Raw genomic sequence first — 21,332 nt, forward strand, 5'->3', positions numbered from 1 at the left:
GGATTCACCAGGGGGAACAGGGCCTTTTCCGGTCCTCAGGGACCAGGGTTTTGGGCTCAGGAGGCGAGCGTGGCGTCCAGCGTGATCTCGATGCCGGTCAGGGCCTGGGAAACCGGGCAGCCCTTCTTGGCGGATTCCGCGATGCGCTGGAAGTCCTCCTCGGAGATGCCGGGGATGCGGGCGTTCAGGGTCAGGTGGCTGCCGGTGATGCCGGTGCCGGGCTGGAAGCCAACCTCTGCCTTGGTGTTGACCTCGTCCGGGGTGAAACCGGCCTGGCTCAGCTCGTGGCTGAACGCCATGGAGAAGCAGGCGGAGTGTGCCGCGGCGATGAGTTCCTCAGGGCTGGTCTTGCCCTCGGCCGCTTCGGTGCGGGCCTTCCAGGTGACATCAAACGTGCCGAGGCCGGAGCTGTCCAGCGTGGTGTTGCCCGAGCCCTCCACCAGGCTTCCGGTCCATACAGTGTGCGCGTTGCGTGTTGTAGCCATGTCACTCCTCAACGTTGATTCGATCCGGGGCCGGCACCTGCCGAGCCCCGCCGCTACCAATCCTATGGATTCGGCACGTCCGCTGCACGGGTTGTCCGCTGTCAGAGGATTATGACCGGACAGGTTAAAACGACGACGGCGGCCCCCCCGCCGGAGGGGGCGCCGCCGTCGCTGTTTGCCTGGTTGGCGGTTACTGCCAGAGCGTGGCGATCGCCACGTTGAGCAGTGCCAGCCCGCCGACGCTGTGGGCCAGGCCGGTGGAGATCGGCTCGCCCTTCTTGTACTTGCGGCGGCCGATGAAGGCCAGCACGCCAACCACCAGCGCGACGGCGAACTTGATACCCAGCTTGGCATAGTTGGCGTCCATGTCGAGCGCGGGGATCAGACCCATCATCACGATGCCGGTGAGGAGCTGGAGCGCTGCGCCGTCGAACTGCCGGGGGTGGACGGTCGGCTTCTTCATGTTGCCGATCCAGATGCCGACGATCATGGCGGCGCCGACGATGTGCAGGAAGACCATGACGTTATAGACGATGTTCATGGCACCAGTCTAGCCAGATGCTTCTACAGGCCGTAGTAAAGACACAGCGGCTTGCAAAAGCAGCAGCGGCCGCCCGGTACTCCGGTGGTTTCCCACCGGGAGCCGGACGGCCGCCGTCGAAAGGCTGGAGCCTACAGTCCCAGGTCTGCTTCGAACGCGCCCTCTTCAAGGCGTGCCTTCAGCGTCTGCAGGAAGCGTCCCGCATCGGCACCGTCCACCAGGCGGTGGTCGTAGGTGAGGGACAGGTACATCATGGAGCGGATGGCGATCGAGTCGTCGCCGTTCTCGTCCTGGACGACCACGGGGCGCTTGACGATCGCACCGGTGCCCAGGATGCCGACCTGCGGCTGGTTGATGATCGGGGTGTCGAACAGGGCGCCGACCGAACCGATGTTGGTGATGCTGAACGTGCCGCCGGACAGCTCGTCCGGGCCGATCTTGCCGTCGCGGGTGCGGCCGGCGACGTCAGCGATCTTGCCGGCCAGGCCGGCAAGGTTGAGGTTGCCGGCGTCGGAGATGACCGGAACCAGGAGGCCCTTGTCGGTGTCCACCGCAATCGCCAGGTGCTCGGCGTTGTGGTAGGTGATCTCCTGCTTGTCCTCGTCGTACGCGGCATTCAGCTTCGGGTGCTGCTTCAGGGCCTCGGCCACCGCCTTGGCGATGAACGGCAGGAAGGTCAGCTTGGTGCCGTTCTGGGCCTGGAACGAGTTCTTGGCCTTGAGGCGCAGCTTGGCGATCTTGGTCATGTCGACCTCGTGCACCTGCGTGAGCTGGGTGGACACCTCGAGGGACTCGCGCATGCGGCGGGCGATGACCTGGCGGATGCGCGGTGCCTTCTGCACGGTGCCGCGCAGCGAGGACGCTGCAGCAGACGGAGCGGCGGACGCTGCGGCAGGTGCTGCCTGCGCTGCGGCCGGAGCAGCCTTGGATTCAGCGGCGGCCAGGACGTCCTGCTTGCGGATGCGGCCGCCGACGCCGGTGCCGGAGACGGAGGCGATGTCCACACCGTGCTGGTTGGCGAGCTTGCGGACCAGCGGAGTGACGTAGCCGGACTCGGCGCCGGCTGCCGGAGCGGCCTGCGGTGCCGGTGCAGCCTGGGGAGCCGGAGCTGCCTGGGGAGCCGGTGCAGCCTGGGGAGCCGGTGCAGCCTGGGGAGCAGGCGCGGGGGCTGCCTCCGGGGCAGGGGCGGGCTTCTCAGCTGCCGGTGCCGGCTGTTCCGCAGCGGGGGCGGCGGGGGCCTCGGCGGGCTTCTCGGCAGCAGGAGCAGCGGCGCCGGAGCCGATCACGGCGAGGACGGAACCAACCTCGGCGGTCTCGTCCTCGTTGACGCGGATTTCCTGCAGCGTGCCGGCCACGGGGGACGGGATTTCGGTGTCCACCTTGTCGGTGGAGACCTCGAGCAGCGGCTCGTCAACCTCAACGGTATCGCCAACAGCCTTCAGCCAGCGGGTGACGGTGCCTTCGGTGACGCTTTCGCCAAGGGCCGGGAGGGTCACTTCGTGGCCTTCGCCGGAGGACGCGGGCGCTGCCTTGGCTGCGGGTGCTTCCTGGGCCGGTGCTTCTTCGGCAGGAGCTGCCGGGGCCGCTTCGGCGGGTGCCGGTGCGGCTGCGGGTGCTTCCTGGGCGGGGGCCTCTTCGGCGGCGCCGCCACCGGAGCCGTCACCGATGCGGACCAGCGGGGCGCCGACTTCAGCGGTCTCATCTTCGGCGACGAGGATTTCCTCGATGACGCCGGCGATCGGAGAGGGGATTTCAGTGTCTACTTTGTCGGTGGAAACCTCGAGCAGCGGTTCGTCCACCTCTACCCGGTCACCTACCTGCTTGAGCCAGCGGGTGACAGTTCCTTCGGTGACGCTCTCACCGAGGGCGGGCAAGTTAACGGATTCAGACATGTCGTCCCCGTTCTCCTTATTGATCTGAAAAAGTGCGGATGAATTGCTGCATTGCTCGGGCCCGGTGCACCTGCTGTTCGAGCCGGGTGCACCGGGCCCTTGTTGTCTTGCGGAAACGAATTAGCCGTGGAGGGGCTTGCCGGCCAGCGCCAGGTGCGCCTCGCCCAGGGATTCGTTCTGGGTCGGGTGGGCGTGGACCAGCTGGGCCACGTCCTCGGGGTAGGCTTCCCAGTTCACGATCAGCTGGGCTTCGCCGATCTGCTCGCCCATGCGGGCGCCGATCATGTGGACGCCGACGACGGGGCCGTCCTTCTGGCGGACCAGCTTGACGATGCCGCTGGTGCCCAGGATGGAGCTCTTGCCGTTGCCGGCGAGGTTGTATTCCTGGGTCTGGATCTGGTCGTCGCCGAACTTGGCCTTGGCGGCCTTCTCGGTGTAGCCGACGGTCGCAATTTCCGGCTCGGAGTACGTGACCTTGGGGATGTTGACGTCTTCGACGATGACGGGCTTGAGGCCGGCGATTTCTTCGGCGACGAAGATGCCCTGCTGGTAGCCGCGGTGCGCCAGCTGCACGCCGGGGACGATGTCGCCGACGGCGTAGATGTTGCCGACGCCGGTGTGCAGGCGCTCGTTGGTGATCACGAACCCGCGGTCGATGGTGAGGCCGGCCTCTTCGTAGCCGAGGTTGGCGGTGACCGGGCCGCGGCCCACGGCCACGAGCAGAAGGTCGGCTTCAAAGGTCTTGCCGTCAACGAGGGTGACCTTGACGCCGTCGTTGTTCTGTTCCACGCCCTGGAAGAAGACGCCGGTGGAGAACTTGATACCGCGCTTCTTGAAGGCGCGCTCGAAGTTCTTCACGATGGTGGCGTCCTCGTTCGGAACGAGGGAGGGCAGGCCTTCAACGATCGTGACGTCGACGCCGAAGGACTTCCAGACGGAAGCGAACTCGACGCCGATGACGCCGCCGCCGAGGATGATGGCGCTCTTGGGGATGTAGTCCATGGTAAGGGCTTCATCGGAGGTGATGACCTTGCCGCCGATTTCCAGGCCCGGCAGCGTGCGGGAGTAGGAACCGGTGGCCAGGACGATGTTCTTGCCCTTGTAGGCGGTGCCGTTCACGACGACGGTGTCGGTGCCCTGCAGCTTGCCTTCACCCTCGATGACGGTGATGCCCTTGGACTTGATGAGGCCCTGCAGGCCCTTGAACTTGCCGGCAATGATGCCGTCCTTGTAGGCGTTGACAGCGTTGATGTCGATGCTGTCGAGCGTCACGTTCACGCCGTACTTGGCGGAGTCGCGGGCGTGGTCTGCCAGTTCGGCTGAGTGCAGCAGCGCCTTGGTGGGGATGCAGCCGTTGTGGAGGCAGGTTCCGCCGAGCTTGCCCTTCTCCACGAGGCCAACGGTGAAGCCAAGCTGAACGGCCCGGAGAGCCGTGGCGTACCCGCCGCTGCCACCACCGAGTACCAGGATGTCGAATTCTTGCGCAGTTGCCTGATCGGCCACTTAGACGCTCCCTCGCGTGAACGATGACACGAGAGTACGCATCATCTGGTCTTGGAAATTTGCTCTGCCGTGATTATGCCAGCAGGCTTTTTCCCTTTCATTTGTGACTACCGTGGTTCACCTTAGCGAACCACTTATCCATGCTCCACCTTGCCGGTGCTTTTGTGGAGCGCTTGTGTCGAGTGTCACGCGGCTGTGTGGCGAGCGGATCATGCCGCCGGCACAGCCGCGTGACGGACTGGCCTGTGTGGTGGACAGACCTAGGCCAGGAGATCCTCGACGTAGGCCACCAGTGTGCGCACCGTGCACCCCGTGCCCTGCTTCGGCGTGTAGCCGTAGGGCGCGCCGTTGTTGAAGGAGGGGCCGGCGATGTCGATGTGCGCCCACGGGATGGTCTGCCCGTTCCTGTCCTTGCCCACGAACTCCCGCAGGAATACGGCCGCCGTCATCATGCCGCCGTGGCGCTCACCAATGTTGGCGATGTCCGCCACCTGGGAATCGAGGCTGGGCCGCAGTTCCTCGGGCAGCGGCATGGGCCAGACGAGCTCGCCGGCCCGGTCGGCAGCCGCCTTCAGGGGGCCCGTCACGCTGTCCGCGCCCATGATGCCGGCGGTGCGGTTGCCGAGCGCGATCAGCTGGGCGCCGGTCAGGGTGGCGACGTCGATGATGGCGTCCGGGTACTCCTGGCTTGCCGCCACGATGCCGTCGGCCATGACCAGACGGCCTTCCGCGTCGGTGTTCAGGACCTCCACGGTCTTCCCGCCGAACATGGTGAGAACGTCGGCCGGCCGGGAGGCTGCGCCGGAAGGCATGTTTTCGGCGATGCACAGCCATGCGGTTGCCTTGACAGGCAGGCCCAGGCCCGCGATGGCCAGCACCGTATTAAGTACGACGGCGGCGCCCGCCATGTCGCTCTTCATGTCACCCATGCCGAGTGCCGGCTTAATGGAGATGCCGCCCGTATCGAAGGTGATGCCCTTGCCGACCAGTGCGATTTTCTTCGTGGCTTTGGCGGGGGAATACTCCACCTTGACCAGTCGGGGCTGCCGGGCCGAGCCCTTGCCGACGCCCATGATGCCGCCGAAGCCTTCCTTTTCAAGGCGCTTCTCGTCCCAGACTGTGACCTTGACGGGCAGCCCCTTCGACAGCTCCTTGGCCGCATCGGCGAAGGTTTCGGGGTAGAGGTGGCTCGGCGGCTGGTTCACCAGGGAACGCGTGGCGTTGACGGACTTGCCCAGCAGGCGGGCGCGGTCAAGGGCCGCGTCAACGTCCTTGCCCCCGGCCAGGTCGGTGAAGATCGCGACGTCGGCCACGGGATCCTTGAGGCCGTCCCTGGAGGAACGGAATTCGGTGAAGGAGTACGCCCCCAAAGCCGCGCCCTCGGCGACGGCTGCAACATCGGCGACAGTCGCCGTCGGAAATGCCAGCGTCACAGAGGACAGTCCGGCGAGCTGGCGGACGGCAGAGCCGGCAGCGCGGCGCAGTGCCTCGCCCGATACCCTTCCTCCGGCGTCGACCTTGCCCACGCCGGCCAGCACCAGGATTCCGGAGCCCGTCTCGGGAAGGCCGGGGAGCCGGACTGCCTGGTCTGCGGCGCCCGTAATGCCCAGGACCTTCAGGGACTCCGCCAGGGCCTCAACCGACTTCGCAGTCAGCGGGTTCTCCAGCAGGAACGGGCCGTCCGTGCCCTGTCCAACGCCGATGACCACTGCGTCACTTGCCGCCTTCTTCAGGTCCCTTGCAATGGCACTAAGGTTGATTTCAGTATTCTTGACCACGAGGATCGGTCCTCAATTCTCTGTGATTGTTCGGGCAGGAAGCCACTTCCGATCGTAGTCTCTCGGTGCTCCCGGGCACGGTTGGCTGTCCGTGTTCCTCCGGGGCGCGCTTAGTGGCGGCGGTGCCGTAGCGGGCGCCGGCCATGGGCTGGCTCCAGGGGGCGGGTCCGCCAGCCCGGTTGAGAGCGGCGCCACAGCCGACCGAGGAATGAGGCCGCTCTCCCCGGCGTTATTACCAGTAACCCCGACCACGAAAGGAACTCGCCGTGTTTGAAAGGATTTCCGGCTCGCTGCTGGACCCCGACGCGCTCTACGCCAAGAACATCGGGCTGTTCCATAACCCCGAGCTCCGCGGCCTGAACCTGGTGATGGGCTTCACCGGCTTCGCCGACGCCGGCCACGTGGTCCGGCAGATCACTGATGAGCTGCTGGACACGCTCGATTCCGAACGCGTGGCGGTATTCGACGCCGACCAGCTGATGGACTACCGCTCCCGGCGCCCGCATGTGACGTTCGTCGAGGACCATCTGCAGGACTACCAGCCGCCCACCCTGGCTCTGTACCGGCTGGTCGACGGGCTGGGCAAGCCTTTCCTGTTCCTGGCCGGTTTCGAGCCGGACCTGCAGTGGGAACGCTTTGCCCGCGCCGTGGTGCAGATTGTCGAAGCCCTCGACGTCAACCTGGTGACCTGGATCCACTCGATTCCCATGCCCGTGCCGCATACCCGTCCGGTCGGCGTGACCGTGCACGGCAACCGTCCCGAGCTCATTGAAGGTATCTCCTCCTGGAAGCCGACAGTGGAAGTGCCGGCCGCCGTCGGGCATGTCCTGGAACTCCGCCTGACCGACGCCGGCCGCAATGTTGCGGGGTACGTCATTCACGTGCCGCACTACCTCGCGGAGGCGGAGTACCCCACCGCGGCGGTGGCCGGTTTGGAGTACCTCGGTGCCGCCACCTCGCTGATGCTGCCGACCGACCGGCTCCGCGAGTCCGGGCGCGAGGTGGGCCGGCAGATTGCCGAGCAGATCGAGGCGTCGGAGGAAGTCCAGCAGGTGGTGGCGCGGCTCGAGGCGCGGTACGACGAAAAAGCCGAGAACACGGTGCGCCGGTCCCTGCTGGCCAACGAGAACGATGAACTGCCCGACGGCGACGCCCTGGGCGCCGCTGTTGAGGCCTACCTCGCCCGGGAGAACCCGGCCCCGTAAGCCCCGTCACGGGGGTGCTTGAGACTCGTCACTGCCGGGCCAAAAATGGCCAAAATAAATAGTATTTTTGCCGCGGCTGGGGATAATTGAAGGGTGACTGCACCCCGCGCCTGGCTCATTTGGTCCATCGGTATCTTTTCGTATCTGGTGGCCGTGACGCAGCGTACGTCGTTCGGTGTGGTTGGCCTCGAAGCCACTGAGCGGTTCCACGCGAGCGCCTCGGCCATCTCCTTCTTTACGGTGCTGCAGCTGCTGGTGTACGCCGGCCTGCAGATTCCGGTGGGCGTGCTGGTGGACCGCTTCGGTTCCCGGGCCATGATCGCCGGGGGCGCCCTGCTGATGGGCCTGGGCCAGCTGCAGCTGGCCTTTGCGGACAGCGTTCCGGCGGGTGTGCTGGGCCGCGTGCTGGTGGGGGCCGGCGACGCCATGACCTTCATCTCCGTCATCCGGCTCATCCCGCTGTGGTTTGCCCCCGCCCGCGTTCCGCTGCTGACCCAGCTGACCGGCATGTCCGGCCAGCTTGGCCAGCTGCTGAGCGTGGTGCCGTTCGCTTTCATCCTTCACACGGCCGGCTGGACCCCCGCATTCCTCGCGCTGGCCGGATTCTCCGGAGTCGCCGTCGTGCTGGTGGTCCTGATGCTGCAGGACATGCCGCCCGGCACCCCCAGGCAGGAGGCGGCCAAGGGGCTGCGCGCCACCGGCGTCTCCCTGTCCCGGGCCTGGAAGCAGCCGGGAACGCGGCTGGGTATGTGGAGCCACTTCACCATCCAGTTCAGCGGCACGGTATTCGCCATGACCTGGGGTTATCCGTTCCTGATTTCGGCCCAGGGGCTGAACGCCGCAACCGTCGCCTCACTCATGTCCCTCTACGTGGCCGGCGCCATCGGGGCGGGGCCGCTGATCGGGCGTTTTGTTGCCCGGCACCCCCTGCGGCGCTCCACCATGGTGCTGATCCTCGTCGGAGCCACCGCTGCGGCGTGGGCGGCTGTGCTGCTGTATCCCGGCCGCTCGCCGCTGTGGCTGCTGGCTCTCCTGATTGTGGTGCTGGCGATCGGCGGCCCGGGTTCCATGATCGGCTTCGACTTCGCCCGCACCTTCAATCCGGCGCACCGGATCGGCACTGCCACCGGCATTGTCAACGTAGGCGGCTTCTTCGCAGCGCTCATGGCCATCTACCTGATCGGCGCCGTGCTGGACATCCTCAACTCCACCGGCTTTTCCCGCGGGGAACTCTATGGCCTGGAGCCGTTCCGCATTGCGCTTTGCGTGCACTTCCTGCTCCTCGGCGTGGGCTCCGTTGCCATGCTGGTGGTCCGCCGCAAGGTCCGCCGGCAGATGGCTGCCCAGGGCATCGTGGTGCCCCCGCTGCTGCAGGCCATGGCCCAGCAGCGCCGGGACCGGATTGCCCGCCGGAAGACACCGTCGCGCGATTAGCGACTGCTCCGTAACAGGCGGGCTTGTCCACATACGGAAACTGGCCGTGGTGCCTGCCCTGACCGCCGTCGGAAGCTGTTCCCATGACAGCACCGGAGCATCTCACCATCAGCGGTCCCGAAGACATCCTTGGCTATATCCCACACAGTCTGGGCTACTGGCCGTCGCAGAGCCTCGTGGCCATGACCATGCAGGGCAAACGGCTCGGAGCCACGCTCCGTGTGGATCTCCCCGAGGGCGGCGGCCGCCGCGGAAGGGAAGCATTCGCCAGGACTGTAGCCGACTACCTGCTGGCGGACAAGGAGGCCGACGGTACCCTGCTGGCCTTCTTTGCCGCTCACGGCTTTGACGAACCCGGCCGGGAAGGGGCACCGCCCGCCTTTCGGCTCCTGTTGGCCGATCTCGAATGCGCACTCGGACTGGCCGGCATGCCGGTGCGTGATGCCTGGCTCGTCGGCGAAGAGTACTGGCGCAACGTGTACTGCACCGACAGTTGCTGCCCGCTGCCGGGGCGCCCCGTCGCCGAGATCCGGGACAGCCGGCTCAACGCGGAGATGGTGTACCTCGGCAGCAGTGTCGGCGCGCCGCCAGGGGCCACACCGCCCGAGGGGGCGGGCGCGCCGGCGGCGGACGATCCTGCGGTCATGGCCGCCGAGCGCGACTGGCATCAGGCTCTCAGGGGGAAGGGGACGCTGCGGGCCCAGTTCGAGGCTGTCCTCGATGCGTGGTCAGCTGCGCTGCAAGCCGTGGCATCTGCTCCCGCACCGACTGCAGGCGTTCCGCCTGCGGCTGGTTCACGCGGGGCCGGTTCACGCGGGGCCGGTTCATGTGAGGGCGGGCCGCCTCTGGACGGGCCCTTGGATGCAGGGCCACCAGTCGTCGGGCAACTGGATGCCGGGCCACCAGTCGCCGGGCCACTGGGTGCTGGGTCACCGGGTGCTGGGCCGCTGGACGAGGGAATCCCGGCCGCCGAACCGCTTACCGGTCCAGTCGCAGAGCATCCGCTCGCCGCCGGTCGCCATGGCGCCCTTGAACCGGAATTCGCCGGATTCCTGCGCGCTTCCCTGCGTGTTCCGGCCTGGCGCGATGCGGTTCTGGTCATGGCGGCAGCGGGGCGCGCCGCAGCCGCCGCAGGTGCAGAAGCCTTCGGGATCTTCTCTGCTGGCACCGGAGCGCCGGTTTCCAGCCCGCCGCTGCCTGCACCGCAGCTGTCCAGCGGGTCCCCGGGCCGGACAAACTGCGGTCCGGAGGGAATCCCGGAGGCGGAAGCGGCGGCACCGGAGACAGAGGCGCTTGAGGCAGTGACCCTTGGAACAGAGGCCCTGCCCGGTTATGGCGAAGTCCTGCTGGGCCTGAGCCCTGCCGTGCCTGATTGGGACGCGCTGAAGCGCCTTGAGAACCTGATGCAGCAGCTGTCGTCCTGCGGCGGCGGTGAAGCGCAGGCGGCTGCCCTCACGGCGACCGGCTGGATCGAATGGTGCCGGGGGAGGGGTTCGTTTGCCCACGCGTCACTGACCCGGGCTCTCGAAGCCCGCCCGGGATACCGGCTTGCCGAGCTCCTGTCTGAAGTTGTGCGGCGTGGAACGATCTGCGGCTGGGCCGGACGCCGCGAGGCTGCCTGGCAGAGATTCGGCTCGGATGCGGCCTAGCTGTAGTACGCCGCCCTTCAGCAGGGCGTATTACGGCCCGTTCGGCCCCTGGCACGGAAAATCATGAGATAATGGAGGCCGAGACCCGGTTGGGTCCGTGAATCAGTGCTTTGCAGTGCTCCCAAACGGGAACATTGCGGCCGCCCCGGCAGTTCTACTTAGTGGCTCTGTCGTTCGGTTGCATCTGATGTCAATCACGGACTTGACAGGGTCATAGTGGTGTTGCCCGAAGGTGACTCCACAGACCGCCGCTAGAAAGGTTTTCTGTGACCCCGTCTTCCGCGAAGAAGGAACCCGCCGCCCTGGCCGTTGATACTGCCGAGGAGAAGCCGGCGGCATCCAGCGCCAAGCGTGCAGCCACCCGTGCCGCTGGGAAGCCCGAGCCCAAGAAGCGCGGACCCAAGCCCGGTGCCAAGGCTGCAGCCGAAGCTGCCGGAAGCCGCTCAACCACCGATGACGATGCCGACCTGGAAGTCGAGGAGGACCTCGACGACGCGCAGCCCGACACCGCCGATCTGGTCGATGAACCCGACGAGGCCGGCAAGGAAGCCGCAGCGCCTACCGGTTCGGGATTCGTTTACTCTGACGCCGATGACGACGACGCACCTGTGCAGCAGGTCATGTCCGCCGGCGCCACTGCCGACCCCGTTAAGGACTACCTGAAGCAGATCGGCAAGGTAGCCCTCCTCAACGCCGAACAGGAAGTCGACCTCGCGCTCCGCATCGAGGCCGGCCTGTTCGCCGAAGAAAAGATCGCCGCCGACGACGGCTCCATGGACCCGAAGTACAAGCGCGAGCTTGAATTCATCATCCATGACGGCAAGCGCGCCAAGAACCACCTGCTCGAGGCCAACCTCCGCCTGGTGGTTTCGCTGGCCAAGCGCTACACCGGCCGCGGCATGCTGTTCCTGGACCTCATCCAGGAAGGCAACCTCGGCCTCATCCGTGCCGTCGAGAAGTTCGACTACACCAAGGGCTTCAAGTTCTCCACCTACGCAACGTGGTGGATCCGCCAGGCCATCACCCGTGCCATGGCGGACCAGGCCCGCACCATCCGTATCCCGGTGCACATGGTGGAAGTCATCAACAAGCTGGCCCGTGTCCAGCGCCAGATGCTGCAGGACCTGGGCCGCGAACCCACGCCCGAAGAACTGGCTCTTGAGCTGGACATGACCCCCGAGAAGGTCGTCGAGGTCCAGAAGTACGGCCGCGAACCCATCTCGCTGCACACCCCGCTTGGCGAGGACGGCGACTCCGAATTCGGTGACCTCATCGAGGACTCCGAAGCCGTGGTTCCGGCGGATGCGGTGAGCTTCACGCTGCTGCAGGAACAGCTGCACTCCGTCCTGGATACCCTGTCAGAGCGCGAGGCGGGCGTCGTTGCCATGCGGTTCGGCCTCACGGACGGACAGCCGAAGACTTTAGACGAAATCGGCAAGGTCTACGGCGTTACGCGTGAGCGCATCCGTCAGATCGAATCCAAGACCATGTCCAAGCTCCGCCACCCGTCCCGGTCGCAGGTGCTGCGCGACTACCTGGACTAGGAGACCCTGAACCAGAAGCGTCTACAAAGGCCAGGCCTGCTACCCATAACACGGCGGCAGGCCTGGCCTTTGTCGTACCTTCTAAAGCTTCAATCAAGGTGCACGTGCTTTGCGGCCGCCCGGATGCTGTGGAACTGACGACCCTGGCAGCGCAGGTCGCGGAGGTCAGTTCATAGGGAGGTCGGCCCATAGGGCTGCGCCCTGGAAGCGCCGGGCTCCTATTAGCCCAAGTTGGCGGCGGTGGAATTTCCGCCGCCGCCTTCCGCGTTGCGCGGTAGCCTGCTCACTGCGCGGTGGCGCACACAATGCACGGTGCTTACTCACTGATGGCTTACGCACTGTTGCTTACTCACTGTTGGCTTACTCACCGCTGGCTGACTCGTCATGGGGCGGGCCCTGGCCACTTCGTTGACCGTTTTCGGGCGGGCTCCCGGCGGTCCGCTTTCACCCAGTCCAGATTCGCCCGGCCCAGATTCGCCCAGCCCGGATGCTCGTATCCTGGTTCCGGACAGTGTTGTTCCCGGTAGCGGTGGTGCGGTGGATTGGTACGTGTGGCCGGTGGGGGTGGTGATTTCGATGGTGTGTCTTGGTCCTGGTCTGGGGTGGGTTTTCCAGCCGGGGAGTTCTTTGGTGTGGTTGCAGGCTTCGCAGAGTCCGGCGCCGTTGTCGAGGGTTGTTGGGCCGTTGTTGTGCCAGGGGATGATGTGGTCGTGGTGGCGGATGGGTGCGTCGCAGTAGGGGGTGCGGCAGGTGTCGTCGCGGACTTGGATGAAGCGGCGCAGTGGTGGTGGGAAGAGCCTTCGTTTGGAGTCCATCGCGACGAGGTCGCCGGTGTCCGGGGCGGTGTAGAGGCGGCGGAGCCAGATCTTGAGTTCCGCAGGTGCGTCTGTCTGGCTGGTGCTTGATTCCGGTGAGTTTGTCCCGGACGTGCCCGAGCCCTCCGGATGGCCCTGCCCCCGTGCACGTCCTCGTCCTCCATGTTCCGGTGCGTGTTCCGGGTGGAGGAGTTCGCGGGCCCATGCGGCGGGGACGGTGCCGTAGCCGGTAAGGCGGGCTGGTTCGGAGTCGGATTGGAGGAGGGTGCGGTCGGTCATGACGAGGTTGATGTCGATCCCGCTGATCCCGCCGGGGGTGCCGGTGATGGATTCGACGAGGGTGTCGGCCATGGCCTGGTTTTTGGAGCGCGGGTCGCCGGCGGAGCGGAGGGTGTCGGCCTGCCGGGTCAGTGCTGTGTAGACGGCGACGCCTTCGTGGGCGGGCAGCAGCGCGGTGAGGTAGGTCATGCAGTCCGGAGCCGGGCGCAGGCTCACACCCCGCTCGGACGCTGCGTGGCTGGCCCGCTGGGTGACCGAGCGCGGGTCCCGCCGGATCGCGGCGGCCTTGACCGCGGCGATGACGCCGCGGGTCCCCACCCCGTCGAAGGTCCCGGTGTCGGCGGCGAGCTCCTCATCGACCGCGGCCCGGTCTTGGACAGCCAGGCAGGCTGTTTCCTTCACCACGTGCATGGCCTTTTCTTCGCTGAGCTGGCCGGTATCCAGGGCGGTGAGGGTGTGGGGCATTTCGATGACGAGGGCTTTGGCCATGCCCAGCAGCCGGCCGCCGCGGTGCGGTGACTCGCCCCGGGCCAGGGCGATCTGCTCAGCCACACCCAGGCTCGGTTCTTTGCGGCGTTTCTTGCCCCGATCCTCGGCCGACAGGGTGCTGCTGGTGGCCAGCCCGGAAGCGGCCTGCGCCGGACCGTTCACAGTCGCGAATTCGGCTTGTTCCTGCCGCTGTCTGGCTTCGAACTCAACGGCGAGCCGGGCCTGCTGGCCGGCGGCAAAACTCTTGATGTTCTGCCACGCGTGTATCTGGTCGATCAGCCCGGGACCGTCGGCGGTGAGATCGGCCCGCAAAAGCGTCTTCACGGCCCCGACCCGGTTGTCGAGCTCTAGCGCGGGTGCCTCGCCGCCCGAGTGATCACCACCGGTGAACGAGGCCTCGTAAAACAGCGCTTCGGGAAACGGGTCTTCCGGGAGGTCGCCGTCGTCATGCTCTCCGCCGGGGAAGGGGTCCTCCGGATACGCGGACTCCGGATCAGCGCCATAGGGAAATCGTCATCAAGGAAGCCGTCGAAGTGGAAACCCCCGCCGGAGAACCCGCCGACGGGAACCGCGGCAGCAAGCGCAGTGACGCCGTGCGGCGTCTCCGCCTCCGCTGCTGGATTCCCGAGAACCTCCATGACCACAGTCTGCCAAGGGGCACTGACAATTTAGCGTCCGGAAACCTGGGAAAGGAGTGTGAACAGAAAAAAGCCAGGACCCCCGGGTGGGGATCCTGGCTTTGAGCTTTGTTGTCTAGTCGACCGGAACCGGAGCCTTCTCGTGCAGCCGGTCCGTCTCATCGTGCCAGTCGGAGCTGAGCGGCCTGAGGGTCGCTTCGACGGCGCGTGAATGGTGGGCGCAGAAAAGCAGCTCACCTCCGGAGGACTCGAGTACAACCCGGACGTATGCCTGCGCTCCGCAACGGTCACACCGGTCAGCTGCGGTTAGCGTGCGGTCGGCAACTGCTGTTGTCATGTCGGCCTCCTTAGTAGATCTGTACATCTATATAACCAGCATTCGCAGTCAAACCATGGCAAGGATGGGTCACTTTCGCTGTCCGCGTATCACGTGTGCGTAACGAACGCCGGGAGTTGGGACCCGTGTCGGGAGTGGCAGTCGGGTCTTTGACGGCGGCGGGACTAGGCTAGAGGGAGTCTTTTAATGCCGATCCGGCCCGTTTTCCCAAAGGAGTTCACTACCTGTGGCACCGAGTTCTGATTACACCGCCCGCCACCTTTCGGTGCTGGAGGGGCTGGAGGCCGTGCGCAAACGCCCCGGCATGTACATCGGATCCACGGACTCCCGCGGCCTGATGCACTGCCTCTGGGAGATCATCGACAACTCCGTCGACGAGGCACTGGCGGGCTTCGGCCATGACATCAAGATCATCCTGCACGCGGACAACTCCGTAGAGATTCACGACGACGGCCGCGGCATTCCCGTGGACGTGGAACCCAAGACGGGGCTCACCGGCGTCGAAGTTGTCTTCACCAAGCTGCACGCCGGCGGCAAGTTCGGCGGAGGCTCGTACACCGCCTCCGGCGGCCTGCACGGCGTCGGCGCCTCGGTCGTCAACGCGCTCTCGGCACGGCTCGACGCCGAGGTCGACCGGGGAGGCAAGACCTACAGGATGTCCTTCCGCCGGGGTGAGCCCGGCCGCTTCGACGACAACGGCAGGCCAAACCCGGCCGCAGCCTTCGCGCCGTTCGTCGAGGATTCCGTCCTCGACGTCGTCGGCAAGGCCAAGCGCGGCGTCACCGGCACGCGCATCCGCTACTGGGCAGATACCCAGATCTTCACGCCGGACGCCAGGTTTTCCTATGAGGAACTCACCGCACGGGCCCGGCAGACGTCCTTCCTGGTGCCGGGCCTGAAAATTACGGTCCGGGACGAGCGCAAGCTCCCCGGCACGCCCGGTGAACTGGGCGTGCACGAGGAAGTGTTCCACCACGACGGCGGCATCTCCGAGTTCGTGGACTTCCTCGCCGCCGACTCCGCCGTCACGGACGTCTGGCGCCTGCACGGCGCCGGCAAGTTCAAGGAAACCGTCCCCGTGCTCGACGAGCGGGGCCACAGCAAGATCGCCGAAGTGGAACGCGACTGCGAGGTGGACGTCGCACTGCGCTGGGGCATCGGTTACGACACCACGGTCCGCAGCTTCGTCAACATCATCTCCACTCCAAAGGGCGGCACCCACCAGGCCGGCTTCGAGCAGGCCCTCGTGAAGACGTTCCGGAAGACGGTGGAAGCCAACGCCCGGAAGCTCAAGGCCGGCAATGACAAGATCGAGAAAGACGACATCTTCGCCGGCCTCACCGCCGTCCTGACGGTGAGGCTCGCCGAGCCGCAGTTCGAGGGCCAGACGAAGGAAATCCTGGGGACGTCAGCGGTCAAGGCCATCGTGGCGCGCGTGGTGGAGAAGGAGATAGCGGCCAAGCTCAACTCCTCCAACCGGAACGACAAGGCGCAGTCGGCGCTGCTGCTGGAAAAAATCGTCAGCGAGATGAAGTCGCGCATCTCCGCGCGCGTCCACAAGGAGACCCAGCGCCGGAAGACGGCGCTGGAGTCCTCGTCGATGCCCACCAAGCTGGCCGACTGCCGCACGGATGACGTCGCCCGGTCCGAACTGTTCATCGTGGAAGGTGACTCGGCGCTCGGCACCGCGAAGCTGGCGCGTTCCTCTGACTTCCAGGCGCTGCTGCCGATCCGGGGCAAGATCCTCAACGTCCAGAAGGCGTCCGTGGGCGACATGCTCTCCAACGCCGAGTGCGCTGCGCTGATCCAGGTGGTCGGGGCAGGTTCGGGACGCAGCTTCGCGATCGAGGCGGCCCGTTACGGGAAGGTCATCCTGATGACGGACGCCGACGTCGACGGCGCCCACATCCGGACGCTGCTGCTCACGCTGTTCTTCCGCTACATGCGGCCCATGGTCGAGGAGGGCCGGGTGTTCGCTGCGGTCCCGCCGCTGCACCGGGTGGAAGTGATCAATCCCGGCCAGAAGGCCAACGAGATGATCTACACCTACTCCGAGGCTGAACTGCACACGCTGCTGGCCAAGCTCGCCGCGGAAGGCCGGAAGTACAAGGAACCCATCCAGCGGTACAAGGGCCTGGGCGAGATGGACGCCGAACAGCTGGCCGAAACCACCATGGACCCCCGGCACCGCATGCTCCGGAAGGTCAACATCGAGAACGCGCAGCAGGCGGAGCAGATCTTCGACCTGCTTATGGGATCGGATGTTGCGCCGCGCAAGGATTTCATCATCGCCGGTGCGTCCAGCCTGGACCGGGAACGCATCGACGCATAGCGGGCGGAAATTGGCCTGGCGGGGCGTCGTTGTGGAGTCCAGCCCCGCGGGCTCAGCCCAGCAGGCCGGGAACGATCAGCAGGGCGGTGGGCATCGCCAGCAGCAGCGTGCACACTGCGAGCACGGCTGCCCGGAGGCCGCCCGCGAGTGGAGGCTTGGGGGAGAGGAGGCGGCTGACGCGCGACGCCGTCGTGCTCGCCGGGCCGGAACCGCCGGCGCCGTCCGGCAGCTGAAGACTGCCCGCCCCGGTAAGGCCTGTTCCGGCAAGACCTGCGGGTTCCACGACGGCGGCCCCCTGGGGGCCTGCCGACCCGCTGGCGACGATGGCAATCGCCTTGATCAGCGTCGCCTTGCTTTCCGTCTTGAGAGCAACGTCGTCGGCCAGCATTTCGATGAGTGAGTTGACGGCTTCCTGGGCAAGGCGCGTGGTTGGCAGCCACGGCAATGCCTGCCGCCAGGCGGCGAACGCCCAGAGCAGCAGGTGGTGGCGCTGGGTCAGGTGCGCGTTTTCGTGAATCAGGACGGCCCGCAGCTCGGCAGGTTCGAGGGCGGCCATTAGTCCGTCGGATAGGACTGTCACTGACCGGGCGCCGCCGGGCAGGCAGTAGGCCACCGGCGAATCATGGCTGATGACCACGGTGCCGGGACCGTCGTCAGACGGTGATGCCAATAGGGCCAGGAGTTCACGGTGGCGCCGGCGCTGCCGCTCGATCTTGTAATAGGTCAGCAGCAGCGTGAAGACGAGGTGCGCTGTCAGCAGGGCCGCCGCGGAGAGCGCGAAGACATGCCAGAATCCCAGCGCGGTGGTGGGAGCCGCGAAGAGCACCATGTCCGCCAGCGCGCGCAGCCCGGCAACCAGATTGTCGCCAACAGGTTCCAGGCCGTAGACCAGCATGGCGCCGATCATGGACAGGCCACCGGCCAGGCCGATGGCCTGCCACAGCACCATGGCTGTAAAAGGGTCGCGCGCCGGCCAGTGGGCGCGCGAAAGAAGGATAGGCACCGGCCAGGCCAGTACTATCGCCAGGACCGCCAGGAAATATGAGGTCCAGAACATCAGGTGCTAGCTGTGACCAAGCAGTTTGCGCAGCGTCTCGGCTTCACTTTCCGTCACCGAACCGATGAACCTGGCCAGCACGGCCTCACGGTCCGGGGCAGACCCCAGCACCTCATGCATGAGCTCGGCGGTGTGGTCTTCACGGCTGGATACGGCCTGGTAGCGGTGCGGCCGCGTGCCGCGTTCGCGTTCCACGAGGCCCTTCTTTTCGAGGCGGGACAGAACCGTCAGGACGGTGGTGACCGCCAGGTCCTTGCCCTCGTGGCCTGCTGCCCCGCCCTGCGCCGCCGTGCTCTGCGCGAGCATGTCCCGCAGCGTGTTGGCCGTGGCTGCTTCGTGGCCAGCCCAGAGCAGGTCCATGACTGCCCGTTCCAGTTCCCCAAGACTTGCCATCTGTACATCCTTCTGACAACGCACTGCCCAGGGCCGGCTGACCGGCCCGTGCTGTGATTCCAATACTGCAATTTCAAATCTATCGCGTTTGGCGCCGCGTTTCTACATGAGGTAGAAGGCTCGGCGCGTCGCGGATAATTGCGTTCGTCCCGAGGGCGTGCAACCGTGTTTACAGTGTTCGAGCTGTGTTCTACACTCTGTAGAAGTTGAAGTTCTACATTCTGTAGAAAACAGCGCTGGAGAGCTAGACCCAACAGTAAGTAGGGACCGCCTTGGACGCCTTGGAAATCGCACGCTGGCAATTTGGAATCACCACCGTCTACCACTTCATGATGGTGCCGCTCACCATCGGCCTCGGCCTGGTGGTCGCCGTAATGCAGACCGTCTGGTACCGCACTGGCAATCCGGCGTACCTGCGAATGACCAAGTTCTGGGGAAAGCTCTTCCTCATCAACTTCATCATGGGGGTGGCCACTGGCATCGTGCAGGAGTTCCAGTTCGGCATGGCCTGGAGCGAATACAGCCGGTTCGTTGGCGACGTGTTCGGAGCCCCGCTGGCCCTTGAAGCACTCCTCGCCTTCTTCGTCGAGTCGACGTTCCTCGGCCTGTGGATCTTCGGGTGGAAGCAGCTGAAGAAGGGCGTCCACCTCGCATGCCTCTGGATTGCGGTGGTCGGCTCGTTCTTCTCCGCCTACTTCATCATCGTGGCCAACAGCTGGATGCAGCACCCCGTCGGCGTCAAGATGATTGACGGCCGGCCGGTCATGACCGACGCCTGGGCCGTCTTCACCAACAACACGGCCCTGGTGGCCGTGCCGCACACCCTCTTCGGCGCCCTTGCCGTGGCCGGCGGATTCCTGTTGGGCATCGCCTGGTACCACCTCTGGCGCCGGCGCCGGGACGGGATCGACACCATCGGTCCCGACGGCAAGGTCATCGTCGGTTCTGCCGACATCCCGGGACGCGACCGTGCCGACCACTCAGTCTGGCTCAAGTCGCTGCGGATCGGTGCCGTCGTCGCCATGATTTCCTTTGCCGGAACCGCCCTCACCGGCGACCTGCAGGGCAAACTGATGTTCCAGCAGCAGCCCATGAAGATGGCCGCCGCCGAAGCAGCCTGCCACGACGGTACGGGCTTCTCCGTGCTGAGCGTGGGCAACGTTGGCTCACGCAACTGTGACGACATCAAGGCCGTGATCGAGATTCCGGGCATCCTTTCCTACCTCGCCAAGGGCGACTTCACCACTGAGGTGAAGGGTGTTAACAGCCTCATCGAGCAGTACAAGGCGGACTACGGCACGCACGTGCCGGACAACCCCATCTACGGTGACCGCGCAGGACAGGAGATCCAGTACGTCCCCGTCATGGAGGTCACGTACTGGGGCTTCCGGGCCATGATCGGATTCGGCGGCCTGGCCGCCCTCGCCGCCCTCGTGGCACTCTGGCTGGCCCGCAAGGGGACCGTTCCCGAGTCGCGCTGGCTGATGCGGCTGGCCGTGTTCGGCATCCTGGCCCCGTTCGGTGCCAACGCCGCGGGCTGGATCTTCACGGAAATGGGCCGGCAGCCGTTCGTCGTGGCCCCCAACCCGGACCTCAACGGGATCGACCCGGTGTTTATGTTCACCGCCGCAGCCGTTTCCCCGGGTGTGTCCGCCGGCGAGATCCTGACCTCCCTCATCGTCCTTACCCTGATCTACGCAGTGCTGCTGGTGGTGGAAGTGAAGCTCCTGGTGAAGTACATCCGCGGCGGCGTGGTCTCGGCCATGCCTGAACTGGCGCACGCGCCGGTCGATGAAAACGAGGACGCGACACCCCGTGACGGCGGGCCGGGCAAGCCCGGAACGTCCGACGACGTCCTGGCCTTCGCCTACTAAAACCCGAGCCTGATAAGACCGAGGATTCAAAGCATGGAACTGCTGCCAACCATCTGGTTCATCGCCATCGCCGTCCTGTGGACCGGGTACCTCTTCCTGGAGGGCTTCGACCTGGGCGTGGGGATGCTGATGAAGCTCTTTGCCCGCAACAACACTGAACGCCGTGTGCTCCTGAACACGATCGGCCCGGTCTGGGACGGAAACGAAGTCTGGCTCCTGACCGCAGGCGGCGCAACCTTCGCAGCCTTTCCGTTCTGGTACGCCTCCCTGTTCTCCGCCCTGTACCTGCCGCTGCTGCTGGTCCTCGTCGCCCTGATTTTCCGGGCCGTCGCCTTTGAATACCGCGGCAAGGTGGACACCGACCGGTGGCGGAACACCTGGGACTGGGCGATCGCCGTCGGATCTTTTGTTGCAGCGTTCGGCGTGGGTGCAGCCCTGGGCCTGACCACCACCGGACTGCCGCTGGACGCCAACGGCGACCGCGACGGCGGGCCGTTCGCCTGGTTCAGCTGGTACGCCGTTCTGGGCGGACTGGCCGTGGCTGCTTTCGCCCTGCTGCACGCCCTGGCCTTCCTGGCACTGAAGACCGACGGCGACGTCCGGCACCGCGCGCGGCAGTGGTTTGTGCGGCTGCTTCCCGTCCTGCTCCTGCCGATGGCAGGCTGGGCCATCGGGGTGCAGGTCCTCAGCGGTGAAGCGTGGACCCTGGTTGTCCTCGCGGTGGCCGTTCTTGCCGCCGCTGTGGCCTGGGCCCAGGCCCGGAAGGGCAACGAGGGCAGGGCCTTCCTGGCAACCGGTGTGTTCCTGCTGGGCGGCTCCGCCTCCATCTTCGGCGCGGTCTTCCCGGTGGTCCTGCCCTCAACTATCGACCCCGCCTTCAACCTCACTATCGCCAACGCATCTTCCTCCGACTACACCCTCGGCCTGATGAGCATCGTGGCGTGCGTCGGCCTGCCGCTGGTGATCGCCTACCAGGCCTGGACCTATTGGGTGTTCCGCCGCCGCGTCAGCGCCGCCCACATCCCGGAGGCGCACAGCTTCCTGCCCGCGGTCGCCGCGAAGGCACTCATCAGGAAAGACTGACCCG

16 protein-coding genes are annotated in these 21,332 nt (G+C 66.0%); 7 read left to right on the forward strand and 9 right to left on the reverse strand.

Translation table 11 applies throughout. The features are described from left to right. Positions 1-56: 56 nt before the first annotated feature. The 5 genes from ACFUTU_RS11015 to ACFUTU_RS11035 all read right to left on the reverse strand — a co-directional run bounded on the left by ACFUTU_RS11015 (position 57) and on the right by ACFUTU_RS11035 (position 6,199). On the reverse strand, positions 57-485 hold the full coding sequence (locus ACFUTU_RS11015) for an OsmC family protein (RefSeq protein WP_076797990.1): 429 nt from the start codon (positions 483-485) through the stop codon (positions 57-59). Between the two features lie 190 nt (positions 486-675). Beyond that, complete coding sequence (locus ACFUTU_RS11020) at positions 676-1,026, reverse strand: hypothetical protein (RefSeq protein WP_377964107.1); 351 nt, start codon at positions 1,024-1,026, stop codon at positions 676-678. A 131-nt stretch (positions 1,027-1,157) separates the two neighbouring features. Beyond that, positions 1,158-2,918, reverse strand: coding sequence for a 2-oxoglutarate dehydrogenase, E2 component, dihydrolipoamide succinyltransferase (gene sucB, locus ACFUTU_RS11025; RefSeq protein WP_377964109.1), 1,761 nt, complete (start codon positions 2,916-2,918; stop codon positions 1,158-1,160). A 120-nt stretch (positions 2,919-3,038) separates the two neighbouring features. Continuing rightward, on the reverse strand, positions 3,039-4,421 hold the full coding sequence (gene lpdA, locus ACFUTU_RS11030) for a dihydrolipoyl dehydrogenase (RefSeq protein WP_377964111.1): 1,383 nt from the start codon (positions 4,419-4,421) through the stop codon (positions 3,039-3,041). A gap of 260 nt (positions 4,422-4,681) precedes the next feature. Continuing rightward, entirely contained in the window at positions 4,682-6,199 is a 1,518-nt protein-coding gene (locus tag ACFUTU_RS11035) for a leucyl aminopeptidase (RefSeq protein ID WP_377964113.1), read from the reverse strand. A gap of 266 nt (positions 6,200-6,465) precedes the next feature. Between ACFUTU_RS11035 and ACFUTU_RS11040 the strand changes: the two genes are divergently transcribed. From ACFUTU_RS11040 to ACFUTU_RS11055, 4 genes are all read left to right on the forward strand, one after another. Beyond that, positions 6,466-7,404: a proteasome assembly chaperone family protein gene (locus ACFUTU_RS11040; RefSeq protein ID WP_377964115.1), complete on the forward strand. Its 939-nt coding sequence runs from the start codon at positions 6,466-6,468 to the stop codon at positions 7,402-7,404. 93 nt (positions 7,405-7,497) lie between these two features. Continuing rightward, entirely contained in the window at positions 7,498-8,838 is a 1,341-nt protein-coding gene (locus ACFUTU_RS11045) for a nitrate/nitrite transporter (RefSeq protein WP_377964117.1), read from the forward strand. Positions 8,839-8,921: 83 nt separating this feature from the next. Beyond that, positions 8,922-10,487: a DUF4192 family protein gene (locus ACFUTU_RS11050; RefSeq protein ID WP_377964119.1), complete on the forward strand. Its 1,566-nt coding sequence runs from the start codon at positions 8,922-8,924 to the stop codon at positions 10,485-10,487. A 266-nt stretch (positions 10,488-10,753) separates the two neighbouring features. Continuing rightward, positions 10,754-12,031: an RNA polymerase sigma factor gene (locus ACFUTU_RS11055; protein ID WP_377964121.1), complete on the forward strand. Its 1,278-nt coding sequence runs from the start codon at positions 10,754-10,756 to the stop codon at positions 12,029-12,031. A 320-nt stretch (positions 12,032-12,351) separates the two neighbouring features. On the opposite strand, the gene ACFUTU_RS11060 is transcribed toward ACFUTU_RS11055, so the two are convergent. Next, the gene (locus tag ACFUTU_RS11060) at positions 12,352-13,938 is read right to left on the reverse strand and encodes an HNH endonuclease (protein WP_377964123.1); all 1,587 of its coding nucleotides are present in this window, start codon (positions 13,936-13,938) and stop codon (positions 12,352-12,354) included. Between the two features lie 429 nt (positions 13,939-14,367). Continuing rightward, entirely contained in the window at positions 14,368-14,589 is a 222-nt protein-coding gene (locus ACFUTU_RS11065; protein WP_111903465.1) for a hypothetical protein, read from the reverse strand. Positions 14,590-14,815: 226 nt separating this feature from the next. On the opposite strand from ACFUTU_RS11065, the gene ACFUTU_RS11070 reads away from it, so the two are divergent. After that, positions 14,816-16,921, forward strand: a complete 2,106-nt coding sequence (locus ACFUTU_RS11070) for a type IIA DNA topoisomerase subunit B (protein WP_377964126.1) — start codon at positions 14,816-14,818, stop codon at positions 16,919-16,921. A 52-nt stretch (positions 16,922-16,973) separates the two neighbouring features. Here the strand turns inward: ACFUTU_RS11070 and ACFUTU_RS11075 are convergent, their stop codons facing one another. Next, positions 16,974-17,978 (reverse strand): M56 family metallopeptidase, encoded by a 1,005-nt coding sequence (locus tag ACFUTU_RS11075; protein ID WP_377964128.1) that lies wholly within the window; start codon positions 17,976-17,978, stop codon positions 16,974-16,976. Positions 17,979-17,984: 6 nt separating this feature from the next. Continuing rightward, entirely contained in the window at positions 17,985-18,371 is a 387-nt protein-coding gene (locus ACFUTU_RS11080) for a BlaI/MecI/CopY family transcriptional regulator (RefSeq protein WP_076797977.1), read from the reverse strand. 272 nt (positions 18,372-18,643) lie between these two features. Here ACFUTU_RS11080 and ACFUTU_RS11085 point away from each other — a divergent pair, with 272 nt between their 5' ends. Then, complete coding sequence (locus ACFUTU_RS11085) at positions 18,644-20,245, forward strand: cytochrome ubiquinol oxidase subunit I (protein WP_377964130.1); 1,602 nt, start codon at positions 18,644-18,646, stop codon at positions 20,243-20,245. A gap of 33 nt (positions 20,246-20,278) precedes the next feature. Further along, the gene (gene cydB, locus ACFUTU_RS11090; RefSeq protein ID WP_377964132.1) at positions 20,279-21,328 is read left to right on the forward strand and encodes a cytochrome d ubiquinol oxidase subunit II; all 1,050 of its coding nucleotides are present in this window, start codon (positions 20,279-20,281) and stop codon (positions 21,326-21,328) included. Positions 21,329-21,332 lie beyond the last annotated feature (4 nt).

This window comes from Arthrobacter sp. NPDC057388 (assembly GCF_042668165.1).
GTDB lineage: Bacteria > Actinomycetota > Actinomycetes > Actinomycetales > Micrococcaceae > Arthrobacter.

Coding starts and splice junctions, on each gene's coding strand:
- ACFUTU_RS11015 (WP_076797990.1), bottom strand. CDS start 485: ATGGCTACAACACGCAACGCGCACACTGTATGGACCGGAAGCCTGGTG.
- ACFUTU_RS11020 (WP_377964107.1), bottom strand. CDS start 1,026: ATGAACATCGTCTATAACGTCATGGTCTTCCTGCACATCGTCGGCGCC.
- sucB (WP_377964109.1), bottom strand. CDS start 2,918: ATGTCTGAATCCGTTAACTTGCCCGCCCTCGGTGAGAGCGTCACCGAA.
- ACFUTU_RS11050 (WP_377964119.1), top strand. CDS start 8,922: ATGACAGCACCGGAGCATCTCACCATCAGCGGTCCCGAAGACATCCTT.
- ACFUTU_RS11065 (WP_111903465.1), bottom strand. CDS start 14,589: ATGACAACAGCAGTTGCCGACCGCACGCTAACCGCAGCTGACCGGTGT.
- ACFUTU_RS11075 (WP_377964128.1), bottom strand. CDS start 17,978: ATGTTCTGGACCTCATATTTCCTGGCGGTCCTGGCGATAGTACTGGCC.
- ACFUTU_RS11080 (WP_076797977.1), bottom strand. CDS start 18,371: ATGGCAAGTCTTGGGGAACTGGAACGGGCAGTCATGGACCTGCTCTGG.
- cydB (WP_377964132.1), top strand. CDS start 20,279: ATGGAACTGCTGCCAACCATCTGGTTCATCGCCATCGCCGTCCTGTGG.